The 24,263-nt window shown below is 72.1% G+C and carries 22 protein-coding genes; 13 read left to right on the top strand and 9 right to left on the bottom strand.

All coding sequences use genetic code 11. From position 1 onward, the window contains the following. Positions 1–46 precede the first annotated feature (46 nt). Genes FZ046_RS25610 through FZ046_RS25580 form a run of 7 tightly spaced genes read left to right on the top strand, consistent with a single transcriptional unit; the run spans position 47 to position 6,142 of the window. Positions 47–1,078: an ABC transporter substrate-binding protein gene (locus tag FZ046_RS25610; RefSeq protein WP_083298200.1), complete on the top strand. Its 1,032-nt coding sequence runs from the start codon at positions 47–49 to the stop codon at positions 1,076–1,078. Next, on the top strand, positions 1,075–1,908 hold the full coding sequence (locus FZ046_RS25605) for an ABC transporter permease (protein ID WP_070352973.1): 834 nt from the start codon (positions 1,075–1,077) through the stop codon (positions 1,906–1,908). The genes FZ046_RS25610 and FZ046_RS25605 overlap by 4 nt, the downstream gene beginning before the upstream one ends. After that, positions 1,905–2,696, top strand: coding sequence for an ABC transporter permease (locus tag FZ046_RS25600; protein ID WP_070352974.1), 792 nt, complete (start codon positions 1,905–1,907; stop codon positions 2,694–2,696). Before FZ046_RS25605 ends, FZ046_RS25600 begins: the two co-directional genes overlap by 4 nt. A 17-nt stretch (positions 2,697–2,713) precedes the next feature. After that, a complete protein-coding gene (locus FZ046_RS25595) occupies positions 2,714–3,454 on the top strand; it encodes an ABC transporter ATP-binding protein (RefSeq protein WP_070352975.1) in 741 nt (246 codons plus the stop codon). Next, on the top strand, positions 3,451–4,476 hold the full coding sequence (locus FZ046_RS25590) for an amidohydrolase family protein (RefSeq protein WP_246182862.1): 1,026 nt from the start codon (positions 3,451–3,453) through the stop codon (positions 4,474–4,476). The genes FZ046_RS25595 and FZ046_RS25590 overlap by 4 nt, the downstream gene beginning before the upstream one ends. Continuing rightward, the gene (locus tag FZ046_RS25585) at positions 4,473–5,684 is read left to right on the top strand and encodes an FAD binding domain-containing protein (protein WP_246182861.1); all 1,212 of its coding nucleotides are present in this window, start codon (positions 4,473–4,475) and stop codon (positions 5,682–5,684) included. The genes FZ046_RS25590 and FZ046_RS25585 overlap by 4 nt, the downstream gene beginning before the upstream one ends. Before the next feature lie 8 nt (positions 5,685–5,692). After that, entirely contained in the window at positions 5,693–6,142 is a 450-nt protein-coding gene (locus FZ046_RS25580; protein WP_070352976.1) for a cupin domain-containing protein, read from the top strand. Here FZ046_RS25580 and FZ046_RS25575 read toward each other — a convergent pair. Further along, complete coding sequence (locus FZ046_RS25575) at positions 6,139–6,564, bottom strand: HIT family protein (protein ID WP_070352977.1); 426 nt, start codon at positions 6,562–6,564, stop codon at positions 6,139–6,141. The two genes, FZ046_RS25580 and FZ046_RS25575, sit on opposite strands and share 4 nt — an antisense overlap. 94 nt (positions 6,565–6,658) lie before the next feature. Between FZ046_RS25575 and FZ046_RS25570 the strand changes: the two genes are divergently transcribed. Beyond that, positions 6,659–8,050: an amidase gene (locus FZ046_RS25570; protein ID WP_070352998.1), complete on the top strand. Its 1,392-nt coding sequence runs from the start codon at positions 6,659–6,661 to the stop codon at positions 8,048–8,050. On the opposite strand, the gene FZ046_RS25565 is transcribed toward FZ046_RS25570, so the two are convergent. Together FZ046_RS25565 and FZ046_RS25560 are read right to left on the bottom strand one after the other, a co-directional pair. Then, complete coding sequence (locus tag FZ046_RS25565; protein ID WP_083298194.1) at positions 8,047–8,538, bottom strand: DNA-deoxyinosine glycosylase; 492 nt, start codon at positions 8,536–8,538, stop codon at positions 8,047–8,049. The genes FZ046_RS25570 and FZ046_RS25565 overlap by 4 nt on opposite strands. Before the next feature lie 78 nt (positions 8,539–8,616). Then, positions 8,617–10,461 carry a flavin-containing monooxygenase gene (locus FZ046_RS25560; protein WP_083298195.1) on the bottom strand — a complete coding sequence of 615 codons (1,845 nt, stop codon included), beginning with the start codon at positions 10,459–10,461 and terminating at the stop codon, positions 8,617–8,619. Between the two features lie 94 nt (positions 10,462–10,555). Here FZ046_RS25560 and FZ046_RS25555 point away from each other — a divergent pair, with 94 nt between their 5' ends. From FZ046_RS25555 to FZ046_RS25545, 3 genes are read left to right on the top strand one after another with little or no spacing between them, the layout of a single operon-like run. Next, positions 10,556–11,605, top strand: a complete 1,050-nt coding sequence (locus FZ046_RS25555) for a 2,3-butanediol dehydrogenase (RefSeq protein WP_070352979.1) — start codon at positions 10,556–10,558, stop codon at positions 11,603–11,605. Positions 11,606–11,639: 34 nt separating this feature from the next. Further along, positions 11,640–12,932, top strand: a complete 1,293-nt coding sequence (locus FZ046_RS25550; RefSeq protein ID WP_070352980.1) for a GAF domain-containing protein — start codon at positions 11,640–11,642, stop codon at positions 12,930–12,932. 4 nt (positions 12,933–12,936) lie between these two features. After that, complete coding sequence (locus tag FZ046_RS25545; RefSeq protein WP_070352981.1) at positions 12,937–14,055, top strand: adenylate/guanylate cyclase domain-containing protein; 1,119 nt, start codon at positions 12,937–12,939, stop codon at positions 14,053–14,055. Positions 14,056–14,061: 6 nt separating this feature from the next. Here FZ046_RS25545 and FZ046_RS25540 read toward each other — a convergent pair whose 3' ends face one another. Genes FZ046_RS25540 through FZ046_RS25525 form a run of 4 tightly spaced genes read right to left on the bottom strand, consistent with a single transcriptional unit; the run spans position 14,062 to position 19,045 of the window. Continuing rightward, positions 14,062–16,272: a heavy metal translocating P-type ATPase gene (locus tag FZ046_RS25540; protein WP_070352982.1), complete on the bottom strand. Its 2,211-nt coding sequence runs from the start codon at positions 16,270–16,272 to the stop codon at positions 14,062–14,064. Positions 16,273–16,283: 11 nt separating this feature from the next. Then, entirely contained in the window at positions 16,284–16,484 is a 201-nt protein-coding gene (locus FZ046_RS25535) for a cation transporter (protein WP_070352983.1), read from the bottom strand. 45 nt (positions 16,485–16,529) lie between these two features. Beyond that, positions 16,530–18,086, bottom strand: a complete 1,557-nt coding sequence (locus FZ046_RS25530) for a class I adenylate-forming enzyme family protein (RefSeq protein WP_070352984.1) — start codon at positions 18,084–18,086, stop codon at positions 16,530–16,532. A 2-nt stretch (positions 18,087–18,088) separates the two neighbouring features. After that, the gene (locus FZ046_RS25525) at positions 18,089–19,045 is read right to left on the bottom strand and encodes an AIM24 family protein (protein WP_070352985.1); all 957 of its coding nucleotides are present in this window, start codon (positions 19,043–19,045) and stop codon (positions 18,089–18,091) included. A 112-nt stretch (positions 19,046–19,157) separates the two neighbouring features. On the opposite strand from FZ046_RS25525, the gene FZ046_RS25520 reads away from it, so the two are divergent. Then, the gene (locus FZ046_RS25520; protein WP_070353000.1) at positions 19,158–19,367 is read left to right on the top strand and encodes a hypothetical protein; all 210 of its coding nucleotides are present in this window, start codon (positions 19,158–19,160) and stop codon (positions 19,365–19,367) included. 65 nt (positions 19,368–19,432) lie between these two features. After that, positions 19,433–19,972: an ATP-binding transcription factor AbmR gene (locus FZ046_RS25515; RefSeq protein ID WP_070352986.1), complete on the top strand. Its 540-nt coding sequence runs from the start codon at positions 19,433–19,435 to the stop codon at positions 19,970–19,972. 64 nt (positions 19,973–20,036) lie between these two features. Here the strand turns inward: FZ046_RS25515 and FZ046_RS25510 are convergent, their stop codons facing one another. Beyond that, positions 20,037–22,253 carry a molybdopterin-containing oxidoreductase family protein gene (locus tag FZ046_RS25510; protein WP_070353001.1) on the bottom strand — a complete coding sequence of 739 codons (2,217 nt, stop codon included), beginning with the start codon at positions 22,251–22,253 and terminating at the stop codon, positions 20,037–20,039. A 125-nt stretch (positions 22,254–22,378) separates the two neighbouring features. Continuing rightward, positions 22,379–24,256 carry an ABC transporter ATP-binding protein gene (locus FZ046_RS25505; RefSeq protein WP_070352987.1) on the bottom strand — a complete coding sequence of 626 codons (1,878 nt, stop codon included), beginning with the start codon at positions 24,254–24,256 and terminating at the stop codon, positions 22,379–22,381. Between the last annotated feature and the right edge of the window lie 7 nt (positions 24,257–24,263).

Raw genomic sequence — 24,263 nt, 5'->3', positions numbered from 1 at the left:
ACAGCCGTCACAGCATCGACGAAGGAGGCGACCAGTGCGACCGACGATGCGCGCGGTGACCGCAGCCCTGGCCGCGACCATGGCGGCGACCATGGCGCTGACGACCGGATGCGCGGCGGGTCTGGGTGGTCCGGCGTCGTCGCGGGCGGCGCGGGACGGCGAGATCAGATTCACCTTCGCCCCCGACCCCATCTGGGACTACATGAACGAGACCGGGATCGTCGACGCCTGGCAGCGCGACACCGGCTACCGCATCGAGACCAGTGCCACCTGGGACGAATTCGGGCTGTTCGCCGGCGGACACGCCGACATCATCTCCACCGCGTCGTTCGAGGTGCCCGGCCTCGAGGAGCAGACCCAGCGCGACACGGTGATCATCGGCCGGTACAACGCCGAGCGCAGCCGAATCCTGGTGCGCGCCGGCGATTCCGCGCGGACGCTCGCCGACCTGAAGGGCAAGCGGCTCGGCGTCTTCACGACGGTGTCGGGGACGCTGGTCTGGAGCGCGCTGCTGCGGCAGTTGCACGGCGTGGACCTCGCCGGTGACTACGAGGTGGTGGTCGCCGACATCCAGAACCTGTCGAACCTGTTGGCGCGCGGCGAGATCGACGCCTGCATCTGCTACCCGGACCTGTCGGCGCGCGAACTGCGGGTCGGCAGCGTGCGTCCGCTCTACGACGGCAAGTCCTCGGCCGAGCTGTTCGCCGAACTGGACGCACCCGGACACGACGGACCGATGGGCAACGTCTTCGTCGCGCGGCGTGACTGGGTCGACGGCCATCCCGGCGAGGTGTCGGCGTTCCTCGACCTGTGGGAGCGCGGCCTCGCCGAGTGGCGCCGGCACCGCGACGAGATGATCGAGCGCTACCCCCAGCACTTCGCGGTGGAGACGCCCGAGGACATCGCGTTCATGAAGGACTACGTCGCCCGCCACGACTGGGTGGTCGACGACGTCCGGTTCGACCAGCACTGGGCCGACGACGAGAGCTCCATCTTCGACCTGATGCGCACCACCGGCGTAATCGATTCGCGCGTCGACGATCCGACGTTCCTGCCGACCGAGGGAGCCCAGCCGTGACCCAGACCATCAGCCCGCCGGGGGCACCGCCGACGTCCCGGGACTCCGGTCCCCGGCGCCGCCGCGCCGCTCTCGGCCAGGGCGCCCTGCGCTGGCTGGTCTCGGCCGCCGCGCTCGTCGTCGCGCTCGCCGCGTGGGCGCTCGTCGCCGCGTGGGTGAACGACCCGATCCTGCCGCGCCCGCTCACCGTCGCGAGCCGCGTCCTCGCCATCACCGTCTCCGGTGAGGCCGTCACCAACTTCGCGTCGAGCATCGGCAAGATTGCGGCCGGTTTCGCCCTCGCGATGGTGGCCGGTGCGGTGATCGGCTTCGCCATGGGCCGCTCCCGGTTCATGACGAGTTACTTCTCACTGCCGCTCTTCGTTCTCGGCAACATGCCCGGTCTGACCTACGCGGTCTTCGGACTGCTCATCTTCGGCGTCGGCGCCGGCGGGCCGATCGTCGTATCCGCCATCGTGGCAACGCCGTTCATCGCGATGAACGTCGCCGAGGGGGTCCGCTCGGTGGACGGCAAGCTGCTCGACATGTGCCGCGCGTTCGAACGCCGCCGACGCGACGTGCTGCGCCACCTCTACCTGCCTGCACTCGTCACCTTCGTGTTCGCCGGCGTCCGCTACGGCTTCGCGATGGCGTGGAAGGTGGAGGCGCTCACCGAGGTGTTCGGCGCCAGCGACGGCGTGGGCTTCATGATCCGCAAGGCCTACCAGGAGTTCCAGGTCGCCGACATGCTGGCGTGGACGACGCTGTTCATCGTCGCGATGATCGGCATCGAACGCGCCCTCGCCCACCTGGAGAACCGCTTCTTCGCCTGGCGAAAGGACGTCGCGTGACCACCGAGGCACTCACCCCCACCCTCTGGCGGCGCCGGCTGCGCGGTCAGGCCTCCTCCGCGCTGGCGGTCGTCGCCGCCCTGGCCTCGATCCTCGCCGCCTGGCAGGTCGCGGTGGCCGTCGGCAACCGGATCCCCTCGCCGCGCGAGACGGTCGACAGCCTGCTGGCCGAAGCCGCGATCGGCGAACTGTGGCACAACCTGGCGATCAGCATGAACCGCTTCGCCCTGGGGCTCGTCCTGGCACTGGTCGTCGGCGCCGCGATCGGCGTGTGGATGGGATCGTCGCGCTGGGCCGACCTGGCCATGGCCGACCTCAACGCCGCTGCGCTGGCCATCCCGGCGGTCATCTGGGCGCTGCTCACCACCATGTGGTTCGGCTTCGGCTGGCTGACGCCGGTGGTCACCGTGTTCCTCTCCGGATTGCCCTTCGTGGTGGTGAACATCGCGAAGGCCACCCGCGCGGTGCCGGCGGATCTGGTGCTGATGGCCCGGTCCTTCGGCGTCGGACGGTCGAAGGTGTTGCGGCACATCGTCGCTCCCGCCGTCGCCGGTTCCACCGTGGCGGCCGTGCGCTTCGCCATCATGAGCGCGTGGAACGGCCTGCTGCTCGCCGAGTGGTTCGGCTCCACCTCGGGAGTGGGGTGGCGGTCGCGGTACTGGTACGACGCCAATCAGCTCGACGGCTTCTTCGCCTGGGTGCTGGTGTTCATCGTCGTCCTCGTCGTCGCCGACCTGCTGATCCTCGGACCCATCGAACGCTTCGCCACCCGCTGGCGCACCTCCTAGTCGAAAGCGAGAAATCCATGGCCTCCATCGAGATCAACGACCTCATCAAGGACTTCCACGATCGCAGCGGGCACCGCACGCGGGTCCTCGACGGCATCGACCTGACCATCTCCGGCGAGACGTTCGTCTCGGTGGTCGGTCCGTCCGGCAGCGGCAAGACGACGCTGCTGAACATCGTGTCGGGCATCGAGACTCACACGTCGGGCAGCGTGCGGCTGCGCTCGGACGGCCGCGACGCCCGGGTGGGGTACGTGTTCCAGGATCCGCGGCTGCTGCCGTGGCGGACCGTGCTCGCCAACCTCGGTTTCGTGCAGCACGAGCGCAGCGGGTGGGAGGCCCGCGCACGGCACTATCTCGACCTGGTGGGTCTGGCGCACTGCGCCGACCGGTTCCCCGCCCAGCTGTCGGGCGGGCAGCAGCAGCGCATCGGCATCGCCCGCGCGTTCGCGGTCGAGCCCGACGTGCTGCTGATGGACGAGCCGTTCAGCCACCTCGATGCGATGACGTCGCGGACGCTGCGCGAGCACCTCGAGCGCATCTGGCTGGAATCGCGGCGCACGGTGATGTTCGTGACCCACGACGTCACCGAGGCCGTGCAGCTGTCCGACCGCATCGTGGTACTCGCGCCGGGTGGTCGCATCCACGAGATCATCGACGTCGACCTGCCGCGTCCCCGCAAGGCGTCCGACCCGGCGGTGGCGGTGCTGCAGGCCGAGGTCCTCGCCCGCTTCGAGGCGCTCGAGGCGGCGGCGCTGTGACCGTGCCTGCGGCACCGGTGCGACCCGGGCCCATCGACGTCCACGCCCACTGGCTACCCGAGGACCTCTTCGGGCTGCCGCCCGGATCGCCGCTGCCGCCGCTGAACGGCCGCGACGGACAGCTGCACCTCGGTGACCTGCCGCTGTCGATCGAGACCTCCGCGATGAGCGATCCCGCCCGCGTGCTGGCCGACACCGACGCCGCCGGCCTCGGCGCGCGGGTGCTGTCCGCGCCGCCGTTCGCGTTCCCCGTCGGCGCGGCGGCCGGCGTCGACGAGTACGTCGGCGCCTTCAACGAGGCGCTTGCCCGGGTGTGCACCGACAGCGGCGGCCGGTTCCTCGGGCTCGGCCTGGTGGCCCTGCACGATCCCGAGTCCGCCCGCAAGCAGTGCGCCGAACTCGCCGGTACCTCGGTGGTGCGCGGCATCGCGGTGCCGCCGCTGCTGGGCACGGCGTCCTTCGACGTCGACCCGCTGCGCGACGTGCTGCGCGCCGCCGCCGACCACGACCTGGCGGTGCTGGTGCATCCCATGCAGCTGCCGCGTCCGGAGTGGTCGTCCTACTACCTGGCCAACCTGATCGGCAATCCCGTCGAGACCGCCACCGCCGCGGCGTCTCTCATCCTCGGCGGCGTGCTGGAGGAACTGCCCGGACTGCGGATCTGCCTGCTGCACGGCGGCGGCTGCGCGCCGGCGCTCCTCGGTCGGTGGCAGCACGGCTTCGAGCAGCGCGCCGACGTCCGCAGTGCCGGAACGCGTTCGCCACGAGAGGGTTTCGCCGCACTGTGGTTCGACACCCTCACCCACGACGTGGCGACGCTCGAGCTGCTGCGGACGCACGCCGATCCGGCACGTCTGCTGTGCGGCAGCGACCACCCCTTCGACATGGGCACCGACCACCCGCTCGACCTGCCGCACGCCGTCGGCATCGACGACACCGCCCTGGAGGCCAGTGCGCGCCGGTTCCTGTCCCTCGACGCACCCGACGCATCCGACGCCCTCGATCAAGGAGGACACCCGTGACCGCACGTCTGAACACCCGCCACGACTGGAGCGGGCACCGCGCCCTCGTCGTCGGCGGCTCGATCGGAGGTCTGACGACCGCGCTGCTCCTGCGCCGCCTGGGCTTCGACGTCCACGTCTTCGAACGCACGCCGACCAATCTGGACGGCCGGGGCGGGGGCATCGTCCTGCAGCCGGACACGCTGCGCTGGTTCGTCGAGTGCAGCGACCAGCACCCCGAACAGGTCAGCACCTCGACGCGGTACGTGCAGTACCTCGACCGCGAGAACCGCGTGGTGCACCGCGAGGACGCGCCGTGGAGCTACACCTCCTGGGGCACGTTCTACCGGGCGCTGCTCGCCGACTTCGGCAGGGATGGCTACCATCTCGGCGAGTACGCGGCCGGATTCGACGAGGACGCCGACGGCGTCGAGGTGCGCTTCACCTCCGGCCGTCGGGAACGCGCCGACCTGGTGGTGTTCGCCGACGGCATCTCCTCGGCCAGCCGGCGTCGCATCTCGCCGGACACCCCCGTCGAGTACTCCGGCTACGTGGGCTGGCGGGGCACCGTGCCGGAACGCGAGGTCGATCCGGAGACCTTCGAGCTGCTGCACGACGCCATCACCTACAGCGTCGGACCGCACACCCACATCAACGTCTACCCGATCCCGTCCGGCGACGGTGGGCTCGCCGTCGGGGAGCGCCTGCTCAACTACGTCTGGTACCGCAACGTCCCGCAGGGTCACCTGCTCGACGAACTGATGACCGACAAGCGCGGCTTCCCCGCCACGGTTTCCCTGCACCCCGGGCAGGTGCAGGACCGCTTCGTCGACGAGATGCGCCGCGCCGCAACGAGTCTGCTCGCCCCGGCCGCGGCCGAGGTGGTCCTGCGCACCGAGCAGCCCTACCTGCAGGCCGTCTACGACGTCGGCGCCCGGCGCATGGCAAGCGGTCGGGTGGCGCTGCTGGGCGACGCCGCCAGCGCGGCCAGGCCGCACGCCGCCGCGGGTACGGCGAAGGCCGCCGCCAACGCGTGGGCGCTGTTCGACGCGCTGAGCGACAGCAGCGACGTCGCCGAGGCGCTGGCCAAGTGGGAACCCGCCCAACTCGAACTCGGGCAGCGCCTGCTGCAGCGCGTCAAGGAGATGGGCACCCGCTCGCAGGTGGACTGCACGTGGGTGCCGGGCGACCCCGACAACCGATTCGGCCTGTACGGGCCCGGACGATAGGAGACGACATGACCAGCACGCAGGACCACCGCACCGGCGGGCACCTCACCGACGCGCCGCTGGCCGGCACCCTCGTCGGCACCGACTTCGACGGCTGGAGCGACGCGCTGCGGGCCGAGTTCGACGCCCACGCCCACGACGGGCACGTCGGATCCCGGCTGCTCAGCGAGAACTCCCGGGTGCGGGTATGGGAGATCCGGCTGGCGCCCGGTGCCCGCTTCCACGCCCACCGGCACGTCCTCGACTACTTCTGGACCGCCGTGGTGGCGGGCCGCAGCCGCCAGCACACCGCCGACGGCACCACCCGCGAGGTGAGCTACGAAGCGGGGGAGACCCGCCACTTCGCCTTCGGCGCAGGCGAATTCCTCCTGCACGACATCGAGAACGCCGGCGACACCGAGCTGGTGTTCACCACCGTCGAGCACCTCGACTCCGCGAACGCCCCGCTGCCGCTCTAGGCGTCGAGGCCGGCCAGCGCGTCGCGCAGCATCCGCCCGGTTTCCTCGCGGTCCGGGTCGCGGCGGACCACCAGGCCCTTGGCGAATGTCAGCTTGTCACCGGCGTGGCGCGGCGCGACGTGCAGATGGACGTGGAAGACGGTCTGGAAGGCCGCCTTTCCGTCGTTGATCGCGATGTTGTTGCCGTCGGCGCGCAACTCCGACACCCGTGCGGCGCGGCCGATGCGCTGCCCGATGCGGACCATGTCGGCCAGCGTGTCCGGCGGCGTGTCGGTCAGGTCGACGGTGTGCCGCTTGGGGATCACCAGCGTGTGCCCGCGCACGATCGGCCGGATGTCGAGGAAGGCCAGATAGTCGTCGTCCTCGTGGATGGTGATCGCGGGCGCGGAGCCGTCGACGATGGCGCAGAACACGCAAGACATCCCGCCACCGTAACGGCGACGACCCTGCGGGCGGGGGCGACCCCGCCGCCGCGACGGCCTGAATGCGGGCCCGCGCGGCGTGCACAATGCGGTGATGGACCCGCGCGACCTCGCCTTCACCGGCGCTGCCGACCTCGCCCGGATGCTGGCGGCCGGGACCGTCACGGCCCCGGCCCTGCTGGAGGTCTACCTCGACCGCATCACCCGCATCGACGGCCCACTGCGGTCCTACCGCGTCGTGCTCGCCGACGCGGCGCGCCGGGAGGCGGCGCTGGCCCAGGACCGTCTCGACGGCGGCGAGCGGCTGCCGCTGCTGGGCGTGCCGGTGGCGATCAAGGACGACTCCGACGTGGCCGGGGAGGTCACGACCTTCGGGACCCGGGCGCACGGCCCGGCGGCGACCGCCGACTCGGCCGTCGTCCGGCTGCTGCGCGAGGCCGGGGCCGTCGTCCTCGGCAAGACCGCGGTGCCGGAGATGATGATCTGGCCGTTCACCGAGACCGTCAGCTACGGCGCGACCCGCAATCCGTGGAACCCCGACTTCGCGCCCGGCGGCAGCAGCGGCGGCAGTGGGGCCGCGGTCGCCGCCGGCCTCGCCGCGCTGGCCCTGGGCTCCGACGGCATGGGTTCCATCCGCATCCCCGCGACGTGGAACGGGTTGTTCGGACTCAAGCCGCAGCGCGATCGGGTCCCCCTCGCGCCGCACACCGGGGCGTGGTGCGGTCTCGAGGTGCTGGGTCCGATCACCCGCACCGTGGAGGATGCGGCGCTGTTCCTCGACGTCACCTCGAGCCATCCGACGCCCGAGGGCGGGTTCGTCGCCGCCGCCGCGCGGGAGCCCGGCCGGCTGCGCATCGCGCTGAGCACCAAGGTCCCGCCGCCGCTGGTCGCCCGTGTCGGTGCGGCGCAGCGCGCCGCGGTCGCCGAGGCCGGTGCCCTGCTGCGCGACCTGGGCCACCACGTCGTCGAACGCGACGTGGACCACCCGCCGGGCGCCGCCCTCGGCAACGCGATCCCGCGGTACTTCCGCGGGGTGCACGACGACGTGCGCGCGCTGCCGCACCCGGAACGGCTCGAGCGCCGGACCCGGGCCTTCGCGCGGATCGGCGGGTTGGTCTCCGACCGGCGGGTCGCGGCGCTGCGCGCGGCCGAGGTGGACCTGACGGCCCGGATCACCGCGATCTTCGACGACGTCGACGTGGTGCTGACCCCGGGCACCGCGACCGGCCCGTCGCGCATCGGCGCCTACCAGCGCCGCGGCGCGCTGGCCACGCTGGCGATGGTGGCGGCGCGGGTGCCGTTCCAGGCGATGTGCAACCTCACCGGACAACCTGCCGCGGTGGTGCCGTGGGCGCTCGACGGCGACGGCATCCCCACCTCGGTGCAGCTGATCGGGAGGCCGTTCGACGAGGCGACGCTGCTGGCACTGTCCCACCAGATCGAGGCGGCGCGGCCGTGGGCGGGGCGCCGCCCGCCGGTCGACTAGGGCACCAGCAGCTCGCGCCAGCGCGCGAGCTTCACCGCGAATGCCGTGGTGGCCGCCGGGCTGCTCGACGGCAACCGCAGGACCGGCAGCGCGGTGCCGAGGTGCCGGACGGCGAAATCGTGCGCCGCGGCGCCGTTGACGAGGATGCGCCGAATGCCCGGGTGTTCGGCCACCAGCGCGTCGACGTCGTTGCACTGCACGGACTTCCGGTCGATCCGCGCGTCCAGGCTGCCGGTGCGCCGGCAGCGTCCGATCACGTCCCACAGCGCGACGCCGTGGTGGGCGGCCGCGGCGATCCGCTGCGGGTACGCCACCGCGGCGTCGAAGCCGAACACCGCGCCGAGCAGCGGCCAGAACTGGTTGTGCGGGTTCGCGTAGTACTCGCCGGCCGCCAGCGACAGTTCGCTGGGGAAGGAGCCGAGCAGCAGCACGCGCGGGTGCGGGCCGACGACCGGCGGCAGCCCGTCGCGCAGTGGTGGCTCGATCACCGTCCGATGATGCCGCACGCAGCGATTCGTGCACGCTCGACCGCGCTCACCGCGGCCGAACGTGCACGCATCGCCGGTTCAGGACAGGTGGTGCACCTGCTGCAGGCCGTACACCGGGGTCGGGATGCCGACGTGGCGGGCCTTCAGCTGCAGGGCGAGGTAGAGCGAGTAGTGCCGCGATTGGTGCAGGTTGCCGCCGTGGAACCACAGGTTCTCCTGCTGGGTGGGCTTCCACATGTTGCGCTGCTCGCCCTCCCATGGGCCGGGGTCCTTGGTGGTGTCACTGCCCAGACCCCACACCTTGCCCACCTTGTCGGCGACGTCCTGGCCGATGAGGTCGGCCGCCCAGCCGTTCATGGACCCGTAGCCCGTCGCGTACACCACCACGTCGGCCGGCAGCCGGGTGCCGTCGGCGAGGACCACCGCGTCCTCGGTGAGGTGGTCGACCTGCCCGTGGGCGAGGCGGATGGTGTCGTCGGCGATCAACTCGGAGGCGCCGACGTCGATGTAGTACCCGGAGCCGCGACGCAGGTACTTCATGAAGAGCCCGGACCCGTCGTCGCCCCAGTCCAGGTCGAACCCGGCGGCGGTCAGGCGCGCGTAGAAGTCGGCGTCGCGTTCCCGGATCGCGTCGTAGATGGGGATCTGGAACTCGTGCATGATCCGGTAGGGCAGCGAGGCGAACGTCAGATCCGCCTTCTCCGTGGTCATTCCGGCTGCGAGTGCGCGTTCGGAGTAGAGGTCGCCGAGCCCGAGGTCCATCAGCGAGTCCGACTTGACGATGTGCGTCGAGGAGCGCTGCACCATGGTGGTGTCGACGCCGTTCTCCACCAGTGCCTTGCAGATGTCGTGCGCGGAGTTGTTGGAGCCGATGACCACCGCGCGCTTGCCGGCGTACGCGTCGGGCCCGGGGTGGGCGCTGGAGTGGTGCTGGTCGCCGCGGAACACGTCCTGGCCAGGCAGCGTCGGCACGCACGGCTTGCCGGACATGCCGGTGGCCAGCACCAGGTGCGTCGGCCGCAGCGTCACCCGCTCGCCGTCGCGATCCACCTCGACCGTCCAGGTCTGCGAGGCCTCGTCGTAAGAGGCGGACAGGCACGACGTCTTCGACCAGTACGGCACCTCCATGACGCGGGTGTAGAACTCCAGCCAGTCGCCGATCTTGTCCTTCGGCGCGAACACCGGCCAGTTGGCCGGGAAGGGCAGGTACGGCAGATGGTCGTACCACACCGGATCGTGCAGGCACAGCGTCTTGTACCGCGACCGCCACTGGTCGCCCGGGCGCTCGTGGCGGTCGAGCACCAGCGCGGGCACGCCGAGCTGGCGCAGCCGCGCACCCAGGGCGATGCCGCCCTGTCCACCGCCGACCACGACGACGTAGGGCTGTTCGGTGTAGCCGAGGGCGGCCTGCTCGTCCTCGCGCTTCTGCGCCCAGGACCGGGTGTCCGCATCGCTGCCGTGCACTGCGCCCAGCACGCGGTCCGCCCCGGTGCGCTCCTCGTGGCCCTTCAGTTCCCGCAGCGCGGTGAGCAGCGTCCAGGCGGTGTCCTCGCCGTCCTCGTCGCGCAGCCGCAGGTGTCCGACGCCGCGGCCGACGCCGGTCTCGAACTCGATGAACGCCGACACGACGCCGTCGCCGTCGTCGGTGGCCGGCTCGCGGGTACGGAAGCCGGACGGATCGGTGGACGCGAGCCGTGCGGTCAGCATGTCGGCGATGGCCTCGCGACCCTCGAGCGTCTTCAAATTCCAGGTGAAGGCGACGAGATCGCGCCAGAAGCCACCGACGGCGAACCGGGCGGCCGCGCGCGGCACGTCCCGCGTGGCCAGCGCCGCCTCGACGTCGGCGAGCCAGGCGTCGACGCGCTGCTGCGGGGTGAGTTCGGTACGGACGGGCCGAGTGGTGGTCATGGGGATCGTGGTCATGTGAGCCAGGACACAGGGTCCGCGCGGCGCCCACAAGGGCTGCAACCCCCTGCAACCCTGTTCGGATGTGTCGCCGCTCACAGAGCATGGCGGCATGAAGGCTGCTGTCTACTACGGTCCGACCAAGCTCGACGTCACCGACGTGCCGATTCCCGACCCGGGACCGGGCACGGTGCAGGTACGCGTCGCCTACAACGGCATCTGCGGGACCGACCTGCACGAGTTCTACGCCGGCCCGATCTTCGTCCCGACCTCGCCGCACCCGCTGACCGGTCAGCAGCTGCCGCTGGTGATGGGTCACGAGTTCGCCGGCACCGTCACCGCGGTCGGCCGCGACGTCAGCGGCTGGGCCGAGGGCGACCGGGTGGCGGTCGAACCGATCTACCGGTGCGGCCACTGCGGTCCCTGTGCGGCGGGCAACTACAACGTGTGCGCCCAGATCGGCTTCCACGGCCTGATGAGCGACGGCGGCATGGCCGAGTACACCGTGGTGCCGGTCGACATGCTGCACCGGCTCCCCGACGCGGTGTCCCTCGAACTCGGCGCGCTGGTGGAGCCGATGTCGGTCGCCTACCACGCGGCGACGCTCGGCGAGCCGACCCCGGGCGACACCGCGATGGTGTTCGGCGCGGGGCCGATCGGCATCGGGTTGTGGTTCGCCCTGCGCGGCCGGGGAGTCGAGGACGTCTTCGTCGTCGAGCCGTCACCGACCCGGCGCGCGGCGATCGAGGCACTGGGCGCGACGACGCTCGACCCCGGCGCGCTGGACGTGCCGGCGTTCATCGCCGAGCACACCGCGGGCCGCGGTGCCGGCGCCGTCTACGACGCGGCCGGGGTCGAGCCCGCGGTCCGGTCCGCGCTGGCGTGCGTGGGCTCGCGCAAGCCGATGGTCAGCGTCGCGATCTACGAGAAGCCGCTGACGACGCCGCTACTGAACCTGGTGATGAACGAGTCCCGCATCCAGGGATCGCTGTGCTACACCGCCGCCGACTTCGAGGCGGTGATCGCGCTGATGGCCGGCGGCGGCTACGACACGACCGGCTGGGTGACCACGATCGGGCTCGACGACGTCGTGGACGGCGGTTTCGAGGCGCTGCACGCCGGGACGAAAATGAAGGTCCTCGTCGATCCCAGGGCGTCGTGACACCGGGGTGTGACGGGGAGCACAATCGGCGGTGATGACCTCGCACCCGGCCGCCTCCGCGCATGGTCCGGAACCCGCGCTCGCCGCGGGCGACGACCCGCGCAGCTACGCCCTGCTGCTGTCGGAGGTCTACGACGCGACGATGGCGGGCACGCGGGCGCCGGCGCGGCCCCGCGACGTCATCGCCGACTCCTGGAAACGCCTGCTGACCCGCGGCGTCGACCCCGACCGGCTCGCCCCGCCCACCGTGGACGCCACGGGGATCGACGCGCTGCGCGAAGCGTCCGGGCTCTTCGCCGTCCTCGACGACGTCTCCCGGGGACTCGACTCCGTCATCGACGGCGGGGACAACATCCTGGTGGTCGCCGATGCCCGCGGGCGGGTGCTGTGGCGCTACGGAGCGCCCCGCGTGCTGGGCAACGCCGACCGGCTGGGCTTCGTGGAGGGAGCGCAGTGGAGCGAGAACGCCGTCGGCACCAACGCGATCGGCACCGCCTTGGCGTCGAATCGCGCGGTGCAGGTGTTCTCCGCCGAGCACTTCCTGCGCAGCCATCACGCGTGGACGTGCGCGGGTGCGCCGATCAAGGATCCGCGCACCGGTCAGGTGGTCGGCGTCGTGGACGTCTCCGGCCCCGCTGCCACCGTGCACCCCACCACGGTCGCGCTGGTGGACCTGGTGGCCCGGCTCGCCGAGTCGCAGCTGCGCGAGGCGCACGACCGCACACTCAACCGGCTGCGCACCGTGGCCGCGCCGATCCTCGCCCGGGTCGGGCGTCCGGCGCTGGCCGTCGACCCGCACGGCTGGGTGGCCGCGGTCGACGCGTTGCCGCCGCACAGCCGAATTGCGTTGCCGCATGACGCGATTCCGGGCCGCACGTGGATTCCGGCACTCGGGCCGTGTGACGTCGAGGCGCTGCCGGGCGGGTGGCTGGTGCGGCTGGCCGACGAGCCCGCCGCCGACGCCGTCGCGGCCAGCGTGACCCTGGACCTGCGGGACGCGACCGCGCCGCGGTTGCGCGTGGCCGGCCAGTTCGCGACGTGGCAGCGCGACATCTCGCCGCGGCACGCCGGGATCCTCGAGCTACTGGCTCGCCACCGGCAGGGCCGCTCGGCGGCCGAACTCGCGGTCGACCTGTACGGCGACCCGTCCCGGGTGGTGACGGTGCGCGCCGAGATGTCGCGGCTGCGCCGCCAGTTCACCGGGCTGGTGCTCGGGCGGCCCTACCGCTTCGCGGACTCCGCCATCGTCGACGTGCTCGGACCGGCCGACGCGACGCCATCGCCGCCGACCGCACCGGCGATCCGCGCAGGCCGCGGTATACGTTGACCCGGTGACGTCCGATGACGAGTGGCTGGAGGAGTCCGGTCTGCTCGATGGACTGGAGGGCGCGGCGCGCGCCGAACGCGCCGAACTCATCCCGTGGCTGCTCGAGCAGGGCGTCACGGTCGAGCAGATCCGCAGCGCCTATCAACCGATGCTGCTGGCGTCGCGCCGTCTGCTCGGCGACGACGGGCAGCTGGTGTCGCCGCGCGAGATCAGCGAGCGGACGGGCATCGACCTGGATTTCCTGCAGCGGTTGCAGCGGGCGAGCGGGCTGCCCCGCGCCGAGGATCCCGACGCGCCGTCGCAGATGCGCATCGACGGCGACGCGCTCGGCTACGCGCAGAGGTTCCGCGAGCTGGGCTTCGACGAAGACCAGGTGGTGCTGGTCGTCCAGGTGCTCACCGAGGGTCTCGCCCGCGCCGCGGAGGTGATGCGCTACGCCGCGCTCGCCGCGGTGAGCGCGCCCGGCGCGACCGAACTCGACATCGCCAAGCGCACCGAGGCCCTGCTGCAGCAGGTGGCGCCGCTGCTGGGCCCGATGATCGCGGACATGCTGCGGCTGCAGCTGCTGCACCTCATGGAGATCGAGGCCGTGAGCGCGGGCGAACGCGCCGAGGGCCTGCCGCTGCCCGGCGCCCGCGAGGTGACCATCGCGTTCGCCGACCTCGTCGGCTTCACCCGGCTCGGCGAGGTGGTGCCGCCGGAGGACCTAGAGCGGCTCGCGCACCAGCTGACCGACCTGGCGCGCGACGTCGCCGAGCCGCCGGTGCGCTACGTCAAGAGCATCGGCGACGAGGTCATGCTGGTGAGTTCCGACCCCGCGGCGATGCTCGACGCGATGCTGACGTTGTCGGAGGCGACGTCGGAGATCGAGGACTTCCCGCGGCTGCGGACCGGGCTCGCGACCGGGCTGGCGGTCAGCCGGGCCGGCGACTGGTTCGGCGGCGCCGTGAACCTGGCGTCGCGGGTGACCGGCGCGAGCCGGCCGGGCGCGATCCTGGTCTCCGAGTCGACCCGCGAGGCGATCGGCGACGACGAGCGCTTCCACTGGTCCTTCGCCGGGGCGCGCCGACTCAAGCACATCAAGGACGAGGTGAAGCTGTTCCGCGCCCGCCGCGCGGACTGACGCTCCTCAGCGTGCCGGGCGGAACCGCCGCAGCCGCAGGCTGTTGGTCACGACGAACACCGAGCTGAACGCCATGGCGGCGCCGGCGATCATCGGGTTCAGCAGACCGGACGCCGCCAGCGGGATCGCCGCCACGTTGTAGGCGAACGCCCAGAACAAATTGCCCTTGATGATGCGCAGCGTGGCGCGCGCGAGGCGGATCGCATCGCCGACGGCGCGCAGGTCCCCGGTGACCAGGGTCAGGTCGGACGCCTCGATCGCGACGTCGGTGCCGGTCCCCATGGCCAGGCCGAGGTCGGCACGGGCCAGCGCCGCGGCGTCGTTCACCCCGTCGCCGACCATCGCCACCACCCGCCCCTCGGCCTGCAGCCGCGCGACGCGGTCGGCTTTGTCGGCAGGCAGCACGTCGGCGATCACGGTGTCGATGCCGACCGCCGCGGCGACTGTAGCGGCCGCGCGTGCGTTGTCGCCGGTGAGCAGCACCGGGGTGAGGCCGAGCCGGCGCAGGTCCGAAATGGCCGGTGCCGCGGTGTCCTTGACGGTGTCGGCGACGACGTAGACCGCCCGGATCCGGCCATCGACGGCGAACCACACCGGGGTGCGTCCGGCGTCAGCGGCGTCCTCGGCCGCGCGCCGGAGGTCCTCGGCGACGTCCCCGGACAGCTCGCAGCCCAACGCGTCGCGCAGCCACGCCACGCGGCCCGCGGCCACCCGTGCGCCGGCCACCGTGCCGGTGACGCCCGAGCCGCCGTGGTCGGCGAAGTCCGCCACGTCGTCGAGCGGTCCGGTCTCGGTGGCGCGGGCGGTGATCGCGCGGGCGATGGGGTGTGCCGAGCCGCTCTCCAGCGCGCCCGCGAGCCGCAGCAGCGCGTCGTCACTCCCGTGTGCCTCCAGCAGTGTCATGCGGCCGGTCGTGACGGTGCCGGTCTTGTCCAGCACGACGGTGTCGACGCGGCGGGTCGACTCGAGGACCTGGGGGCCCTTGATGAGGATGCCGAGCTGGGCGCCGCGTCCGGTGCCGACGAGCAGCGCCGTCGGCGTGGCCAGGCCCAGCGCGCACGGGCAGGCGATGATGAGCACCGCGACGGCCGCGGTGAACGCTGCGGACGCCGAACCGCCGGCGAGCAGCCAGCCGGCCAGCGTCAGGACGGCCAGCCCGATGACCACCGGGACGAACACCGCCGACACCCGATCGGCGAGCCGCTGGACGTCGGCCTTGCCGCTCTGGGCGTCGGCGACGAGCCGCGCCATCTGCGCGAGCTGCGTGTCGGCACCGACGCGGGTCGCGCGCACGCGGAGCAGGCCGCCGACGTTGACCGTGGCGCCGACGACGTCGTCGCCGGGGGTGACCTCGACGGGCACCGACTCCCCGGTCAGCATCGAGGCGTCGACGGCCGAGTTGCCGCCGACCACCACGCCGTCGGTGGCGATCTTCTCGCCGGGACGGACGACGAACTCGTCCCCGGTTGCGAGGTCGCCGATCGGGATGCGGGTCTCGCGGCCGTCGCGGACCACGGCGACGTCCTTGGCGCCCATGCCGAGCAGCGCCCGCAGCGCCGCCCCGGACCGTCGCTTGGCGCGGGTCTCGAGGTAGCGGCCGCCCAGCACGAACGTCGTGACGACGGCGGCGACCTCGAGGTAGAGGTGCGGGTGATGGCTGCCGCTGATCGCCAGCTCCCAGACCGACCACGTGAACGCCGCGGTCACGCCCACCGAGATCAGCGTGTCCATGGTGGCCGCGCCGTGCCGCAGGTTGGTCAGCGTGGCGCGGTGGAACGGCCAGGCGGCCCAGGTCACGACGGGAACGGTGAGGACGAGGGCGAGGGCCGCCCAGCCGGCGAACTGCAGTGCGGGGACCATCGACAGCGCCACCACGGGCACCGACAGCAGCGCCGCGGTGAGGAGCCGCGGTCCGTAGGACTCCTCGCCGGGCTCGTGGTCGGACTCCTGGTCGTCCTCGCTGGCGAGCGCGGCGGTGTAGCCGGTGGCCTCGACCGCGGCGACGAGGTCGGCAGGGCTGACGCTCTCGGGGTAGTCGACGGCGGCCTGCTCGGTGGCGACGTTGACGGTCGCGTGGACGCCGTCGATGCGGTTGAGCCGCTTCTCGACGCGCGCGGCGCAGGACGCGCACGTCATGCCGCCGACGGAGAGGACGACGTGGGCGGTGGACGTGCTGGTGGGCGTGCTGGCGGTGGTGGGCACCTTCGGACTGGACATCGAGGACCCGCTCATGCCGCGGCGACGTCGTATCCGGCGTCCTCGATCGCGGTCGTCACGGCGGCGGCGTCGGGCGTGCCCTCGACGCGTACCGCGCCAGCGGCGAGGTCGACGTCCACGGCGGTGACGCCGGGCAGCGCGGAGACCGCGGCGGTGATCGCCCGCACGCAGTGGTCGCAACTCATCCCGGTGACGTGCAGAACCATGCTCATGGCTCCGAGTGTATACCCATAGGGGGTATGGGTAATAGGCTCTGCTCAGCCGTCGGCGAAGAGCCTCGCCAGCGACCGCTTGTCCACCTTCTCCCCGGCCAGGGTCGGCAGCGGTGCGGTCCGGATCTCCCAGCGCGTGGGCACCGCGAAGTAGCTGAGCGTTCCCGCGACGTGCGCGCGCAAACCGTCGGGCGTCGGCGCCGGGCCGTCGGCGCGGTGCACCACGACGGCCACCAGTTCCTCGCCCAGATCGGGGTGCGGTACGCCGAGCGCCGCCACCTCCACGACGTCGGGGTGCGTCGCGATGGCCGACTCGACGTGCGGGCAGGCGATGTTCTCGCCGCCGCGGATCACGACGTCCTTGGCGCGCCCGTCGATGAAGAGGTAGCCGTCGTCGTTCAGGTGGCCCAGATCGCCGGAGTGCAGCCAGCCCTCGGCGTCGACGGTGCGGTCGTCGGGCATCCCGGCGTAGCCGTTCATCACCGTGGGGGAGCGCGCCAGGACCTCGCCGACGCCGTCGGCATCGGGGTCGGCGATGCGCAGTTCCACCACCGGGTAGGGCCGGCCGACCGTGCCCGGATGTACGGCGAGGTCGCGTGCGTCGGCGGCGGTGAGGAAACCCCCGGCCTCGGTCATCCCCCACGTGTTGCTCAGCCCGCGGCGGCGCAGGTTCGGCAGCTTCGCGCGGATGCGGTCGAGCAGGTCGATGCTCACCGGTGCGCCGCCCAGCGGCCACGACTTCAGACTGCTCAGGTCACGGGCTTCGAAGTCGGGGTGGGCCAGCAGGCGGACCGCCATGGTCGGGACGGCACCCCAGATCTGGATGCGCTCCCGCTCGATGAGTTCGAGGATCTGACCGGCGTCGAAGCGACCCTGCGTCAGCACGATCTTGCCGCCGGTGAGGAAGTGGGTCAGCAGGCTGGACAGGCCGCCGACGTGGAACATCGGCGTCGTCGCCAGGCTCGTGGCCTGCGGCGAGTCGGCGTCGAGCAGGTGCGGGAAGCGCCCGTTGCGGGCAAAAATGTCGTGCTGGTTGGCGATCACCGCGCGCCGCGACAGTTCGACGGCCTTCGGCATCCCGGAGCTGCCGGAGGTGAAGAGCACCAGGGCGACCGCGTCGGCCGGGGACGTCGGAGCGTCGGGTGGGTCGGCGTCGCGCGGTGCGTCGAACGCCGCGCGTAGCTCGCCCAGCGGCGTGCACGGCACCCCGACGTCGAGGTCGACGTCGGCGAGGACGTGCGCGGGCGCGAGCACGTCGACGGCGTGGTCGATCTCGGCCGGACTCCACCACCGGTTGGCCAGTACCGGCACCGCGCCGTAGAGCCACGTCGCCCACAGCGCGACGATCCACTCGGGGGAGTTGTAGCCGAACACCACGACGCGGTGGCCCGGCTCGATCCCCAACTCCCGCAACGTCGTTCGGGCCGCGGTCACGGCCGCGCGGAAGTCGTCGTAGGAGATGCGCCGCGCGCCGTGCACGAGGAAGGTACGGTCGGTCCACACCGCGGTCCCGTCGACGAGTTCGGCGAACGTCGTCGGCCCCCGCTCGTAGACCAGGACGCCGGACGCGTCGCGCCGGACCTCGGTGCCCCAGACAGTCATCGCTACTGCACCAGGATCTGGACGCCCTCCGACGGCTGGACGATCACGAACCCCTGCCCGTGGAACGCCACCTGGAGTGCCTCGCCGGACCCGCGGCCGATCAGTGCGCCGGCCTTGAAGCTCGTCTTGAGCTGCGTCTGCAGGTTCGCCGACCACGCGACCACGGCGTTGGTGTCGGCGTAGGTGGGCGCCTCCCCGGCGTCGAGCACGACCGGCGGGCCGTCGGTGGTCAGCGCCACCCAGCCCGACCCGCGCAGGGTGGTGTTGAACAACCCGCCGGTCGCGATGCTGCCGCCCTTCACCCGTTCGATGTTCCAGTCGAGGCTGGCCGAGAACGCCAGCACGTTCTTGCCGCTGATCGACAGTCCGGAGTTCTGGATGTGCAGCAGGTGTACGTCGTTCGCCTGATCGGCGAGGAACACGTCACCCTGGCCCTGGCAGCGCATCAGCGGGAGTCCCTCGCCGGTGAGCGCCTTCTTCAGGAACTTGCCCGCGCCGCCGCCCTCGAACGAGAAGTCGACGTTGCCCTGGTAGGCCACCATCGATCCCTGCCGCGCCATGAACGGCTCGCCGAGGCGCACGCGCAGCAGCTTCTCGTTCTGGTTGGCGACGGCCTTGGCCTCCTTCTCGCTGAAGCGGCCGTCGACGAGGTCACCGGAGATGCCCGCGAAGCCGTCGCCCGCCGGGTGCGCGCTCGGCTGTTGCGGGCCGCCGTACTGGTCCTGCGCGCTCGGCTGCTGCGCGCCGCCGTACTGCTCGTGCCGGCCGTGCTCCTGCGTGCCGTGCTGCGGGCCGCCCTGGTGCTGTCCGCCGGCCGGTGCCGGTGCCCCACCGAGCGGGGCGGTGCCGTTGCGGCCCTGGTGGGAGACCTGGTCGGTCCAGTTGCGGCCGTCCCACCACCGGTAGTCGAAGCGACCCTCCGGGTCGGGCTGCCAACTGCCTGCTCCTGGTCCGGTCACCGCTGACTCCTCGGGCTCGATCGTCTGGTGGGGTTGCCCCCGACCCTAGGCCACCGCGACGCGGCGCAGTCGTTCCCCGCCGCGGGAGTCGGCGCCCTGGCACGCTGTGACCATGTCCAAGGAGATCGACCCGGTCCGGGCCCGCAGCGCGGTCGCCGTGCTCAAGCAGCACCCGGGGATGGTGCTGTTCCTGGCGACGCCGGCGCTGCTCGTCGTCGGCGTGGTGTGGCTGCTCGCCGGTCCGGCATGGGCGGCGCTGCTCTTCGTCGCCGCGGTCCTGGGCGGCGGCGCGGCGCTGTACGCGGGCCTGCGTAGGCGCTGAGACGCGCCCGTTCGCCCTGGGAGAAGGTCGCACTGCCGACCCTGTAACGGTGTAATCATGTAAGCATGAGGACACATCACCGCAGTCGGCAGCACAACACACCCCCCGACGCGAGTACCGCAGCCGAATGGATCGCCGGACGGCTGCCCGACAACTGGTTCGACGGCGACCCCGACGTCGTCGTCGACCGCGAGGAGATCACGGTCATTGGCCGGTTGCCCGCCGCCGACGGCGAGAGCGAGGCCCGCGCGTCCGGCCGGGCCGCGCGCTTCCGCGAGGAGACCCGCAGCGAACGCATGCACATCGCCGACGAGGCCGAGGCGCGCTACGGCCGCAAGGTGGCCTGGGGCGTCGAGATCGGCACCGGCGACACGGCCGAGCGGATTCTGTTCACCCACCTAGCCGTTCCGGTCATGACGCGGCTCAAGCAGCCCGAGCGGCGCGTCCTGGACACCCTCGTCGACGCCGGCGTCGCGCGCTCGCGCTCCGACGCCCTGGTGTGGTCGGTACGCCTGGTCGGCGAACACGCCGACGAGTGGCTCGCCAAGCTGCGCGAGGCCATGACCGCCGTCGACGACCTCAAGGCCGAGGGCCCCGGCCTCTAGGGTCCCTCGCGATTCACGAGCGCTGACGTTCGGTGAGCGAACGCGAGCGCTCGTGAATCGCTCGTCACACCGGCTCGACGGCGACCCAGGCACCGCCGAGCGTCGAGGTCTGCGACAGCGGATCCATGCCGTCGGCGCCGACCAGCAGATTGCGGTTGACGCCGAAGGACTCCGGCGCCCCGCCGCCGCGCGGGTCGAAGATCCGTGACCCCCAGCCGTGGTCGACGACCACCAGGCCCCGCCGCACGGCCGGGGTGAGCGCGGCGTCGAGTTCGATCGCCGCTACCGGCGAGGACACCCGCACCCGCTCGCCGGCGCCGATGCCGAGGTCCGCGGCGTCGTCCGGGTGGATCAACACCTCGTTGCCCTTGCCCGCCGGATGCAGCCCGGGCAGCTCGTTGAGCCAGGAGTTCATCGAGTGCCGGTGGCGGCGGTTGCCGAGCTGGAACGGATAGCCCAGCGGTCCCACCGGAGCCGGCGTCGCGAGCAGTTCGCGTGCGCGGGTGAGGAATTCGGGCGGCGTGGCGTGCACCCGCTTGTCCTCGGTGCGCAGCGCGTCGCGGAAGTGGCCGTACTCGCGCGGGCCCAAAACCAGGCCGTGCGGGTGCGCCAGCACGTCGCGCCAGCGCAGCCTGCGCCCGTTCACCTTGCGCGACGTCGCCACCAGCAGCCGGTCGATCCAGTGCGGCGTGAACGCGAGACCGGGCCTCCGGGTGACCGCGGCCAGCCGGCGCGTCGCGGCGACGAACGCGTTGACGCCCCGGGCGCCGAACAGCGGCCGGCGCATCGCGAGCGCGAGGTCCACCCAGATCCGCCATTCCTCGCGGGCCTGCGGGGGCGGCTCGACCGCCTTGACGCCGTACTGGATGAACGGCTCGTCGTGCATGCTGCTGGTGAAGGCCGGCAGGTCGTTGCGCTCCAGCCAGTGCACGGCGGGCAGCAGCCAGTGCGCGTGCCGGTGGCTCTCGCGCTGCACGAAGTCCACCACCACCAGCAGATCGAGCTGCGCCAGGGCGGCGTCCAGCGCCGCGCCGTCCGGCCCGGACACCACGGGGTTGCCGCTGTTGATGACCAGCGCCCGGATCTGTCCGGGCCCGGGGGTGGTGATCTCGTCGGGCAGCTCGGCGAGGGCGTGCGCCCCGGCCACCATCTCCCGGCCGCGCAGCCGGCTGCGGTGCGGCTTGACCTTGGCCAGCTCGAACATCCGCAAGGCGTCGACGTAGCCGCGCTCGAAGCGTCGACCGCCGGGCCGGTCCATCCGCCCGGTGGTGACGTTGAGCACGTGGCCGAGCCACTCGGCGACCGTGCCCGCCTCGTGCAGCGAGACCCCGGTGCGGGTGACCACCATCGCGCCGCGTGCCGCGGCGAAGTCCCGCGCGACCCGCTCGATGGTCTCCCGCGGCACCTCGCAGCGGCCGGCGAGGTCGTCGAGGTCGGCCTCGGCCACCAGCGCGCGCAGGTCGTCGACGCCGGTCGCGAGGTCGGCGCAGTCCTCGCGGTGCTCCAGCCCCTCGTCGAGGACGACCTTGACCATCGCCAGCAGCAGCGCCCAGTCCTGGCCGGGTCGCACCGCCAGGTGGACGTCGGCCTTGCGCGCCGACTCGGTGGCCACCGGGTCGACCACCACGATCGTCGCGCCGGCCTGCTGCCGCGCCAGCGCACGGCGCCACCCGCCGGGCACGGTCTCGAGCCAATTCCAGGCACTCACTGCGGGATTCGTGCCGACCAGCAGGAAGTAGTCGCAGTGGTCGACGTCGGACACCGGCGACATCAGCTGCGAGCCGTACATCGCCTCGGACACCACGTGCATGGCGTTCTGGTCGACCGACCCGACGAAGTAGCGGTTGCGCGTGCCCACGGCGTCGAGCCAGCCGTTCATGAAGACGATGTTCGACGACGAGAAGCCCGCCGGGTTGCCGTAGTACACGCCGATCGCGTCCGGCCCGTCCGCGTCGATCAGCGCGTTCATCCGCGCCGCGATGTCGGTCAGCGCCTCGTCCCACGTCGCCTCGACGTAGGAGTCGCCGACGCGGCGCATCGGGGCGAGGATGCGTCGCGGGTGCTCGACGAGCTGGTTCGCCGTGCGTCCCTTCGCGCAGAAGTCGTGCCAGCTGTGCGGGTTCTGCTTGTCCGCGGCGATCTTGGTGACGCGGTTGCCGACGACCGTCACCTCGATGCCGCACGCCGCGAGGCAGTACCGGCAGAACGTGTGGACGGTGCTGGCCGCGCCGTCGCCGGTGGGCTCGGCGGCCGCCCGGACGCGGGCCTCGGCGGTGCTCATGGCGGCCATCCTGCCCCGGCGTGCGGTGCCCGAGCGGCGGAATGCCAATGAGCACACCGCTTGTTCCCGTGATTCACGAGCGGTTTCGTTCGGTGAGCGAATGAAAGCGCTCGTGAATCGCCGGGTCAGGTTTGGGTCATGTGCCAGTACTCGCCGCGGCGGGCGAGCAGCTCGGCGTGCGTGCCGCGTTCGACGATCCGGCCGGCCTCCATCACCAGGATCGCGTCGGCGTCGCGCACGGTCGAGAGCCGGTGGGCGATGATGAAGCTGGTGCGGTCGCGGCGCAGCTCCGCGGTGGCCTGCTGCACGAGGGACTCGGTGCGGGTGTCCACCGAGCTGGTCGCCTCGTCGAGGATCAGCAGCCGCGGGCGTGCCAGGATCGCCCGGGCGATGGTGATCAGCTGCTTCTCGCCGGCGCTGACGTTGCCGCCGTCGTCGTCGATCACCGTGGCGTAGCCGTCGGGCAGCGTCCGGACGAAGGGGTCGACGTGCGCGGCGCGCGCCGCGGCGAGCACCTCGTCCTCGGAGGCGTCCGGCCTGCCGTAGGCGATGTTGTCGTAGATCGTGCCGCCGAACAGCCAGGTGTCCTGCAGCACCATGCCGATCTGGGAGCGCAGTGCGTGGCGGCTCATCGTGGTGATGTCGACGCCGTCGATGAGGATGCGGCCGGCGTCGACGTCGTAGAACCGCATGAGCAGGTTCACCAGCGTCGTCTTGCCGGCGCCGGTCGGCCCAACGATCGCGACGGTGTCACCCGGCTCCGCGACCAGCGACAGGTCGTGGAGCACCGGCGTGCCCGGGCGGTAGCCGAAACCCACGCCGACGAACTCGACGCGACCGGGGCCGCGGTCGGCGGCCACCGCGCCCGCGGGCGGGTCGGCGGGCTCCTCGTCGGCGTCGAGCAGGTCGAAGACGCGCTCGGCGCTGGCGATGCCGGACTGCATCGTGTTGTACATCGCGGCGACCTGCGTCAGCGGCTGGTTGAACTGGCGGACGTACTGGATGAATGCCTGGATGCTGCCCAGCGTGATCTGGCCGCCGGCCACCTGCAGCCCGCCGACCACCGCGACCGCGACGTAGCTGACGTTGCCGATGAACGTCGTCACCGGCGACACCAGCCCGGACAGGAACTGGGCGCCGAAGCTCGCCTGATAGACGTCGTCGTTGAGGTCGCGGAACCGTTCTTCGGCCAGTGCGCGGTGACCGAAGGTCTTCACCACCGTGAACCCGCTGTAGGTCTCCTCGATGTGGGCGTTGAGCCGGCCGGTGTTGCGCCACTGCGCGACGAAGGCGCGCTGCGAGCGGCGCGCGACGGTCCGGGTGGCCCACAGCGACAGCGGCACCACCAGCACGGTGATCCCGGTCAGCAGCGGCGAGATGGTCAGCATCATCACCAGCACCGCCACCACGGTCAGCACGGACGTCAGCAGCTGGGCGATGGTCATCGACAGCGACGACCCGATGTTGTCGACGTCGTTGGTCACCCGGCTGAGGACCTCGCCGCGCTGCCGGGTGTCGAAGTACGACAACGGAAGCCGGTGCACCTTGGCCTCCACGTCGGCACGCAGCGCCACCATGGTGCGTTGCACGGTGACGTTGAGCAGCCGCGCCTGCAGCCAGACGAGCAGGGCGGCCACCAGGTAGAGACCCAGCGCCAGCAGCAGCGTGCGGCCCACGGCGTCGACGTCGACTCCCCGGCCGGGGACCACGTCCATCCCGGATAGCAGGTCGGCGAACGTGCCGTCGCCGCGCGCCCGCGCCGCCTCGACGGCCTGCTCCTTGGTGAGGCCGGCCGGCAATTGGCGTCCGATGACGCCGTTGAACAACAGATCGGTGGCATGGCCGAGGACCCGGGGCCCGATCACGCCGATCGCGATGCCCGCGACGCCGAGCAGCAACACCGCCGCCGTCGTAACCCGTTGCGGCGTCAGCCGTTTCACCAGGCGGACGGCGGTGCCGCGGAAGTCGCGGGTGCGCTCCGGCGGGAGCTGCATCGCGCGCATCGGCCGT

The organism is Mycolicibacterium grossiae (assembly GCF_008329645.1).
Lineage (GTDB): Bacteria > Actinomycetota > Actinomycetes > Mycobacteriales > Mycobacteriaceae > Mycobacterium > Mycobacterium grossiae.
Note: the sequence above shows the minus strand (reverse complement) of the source record. Positions and strands in the feature narration are given on the sequence as shown.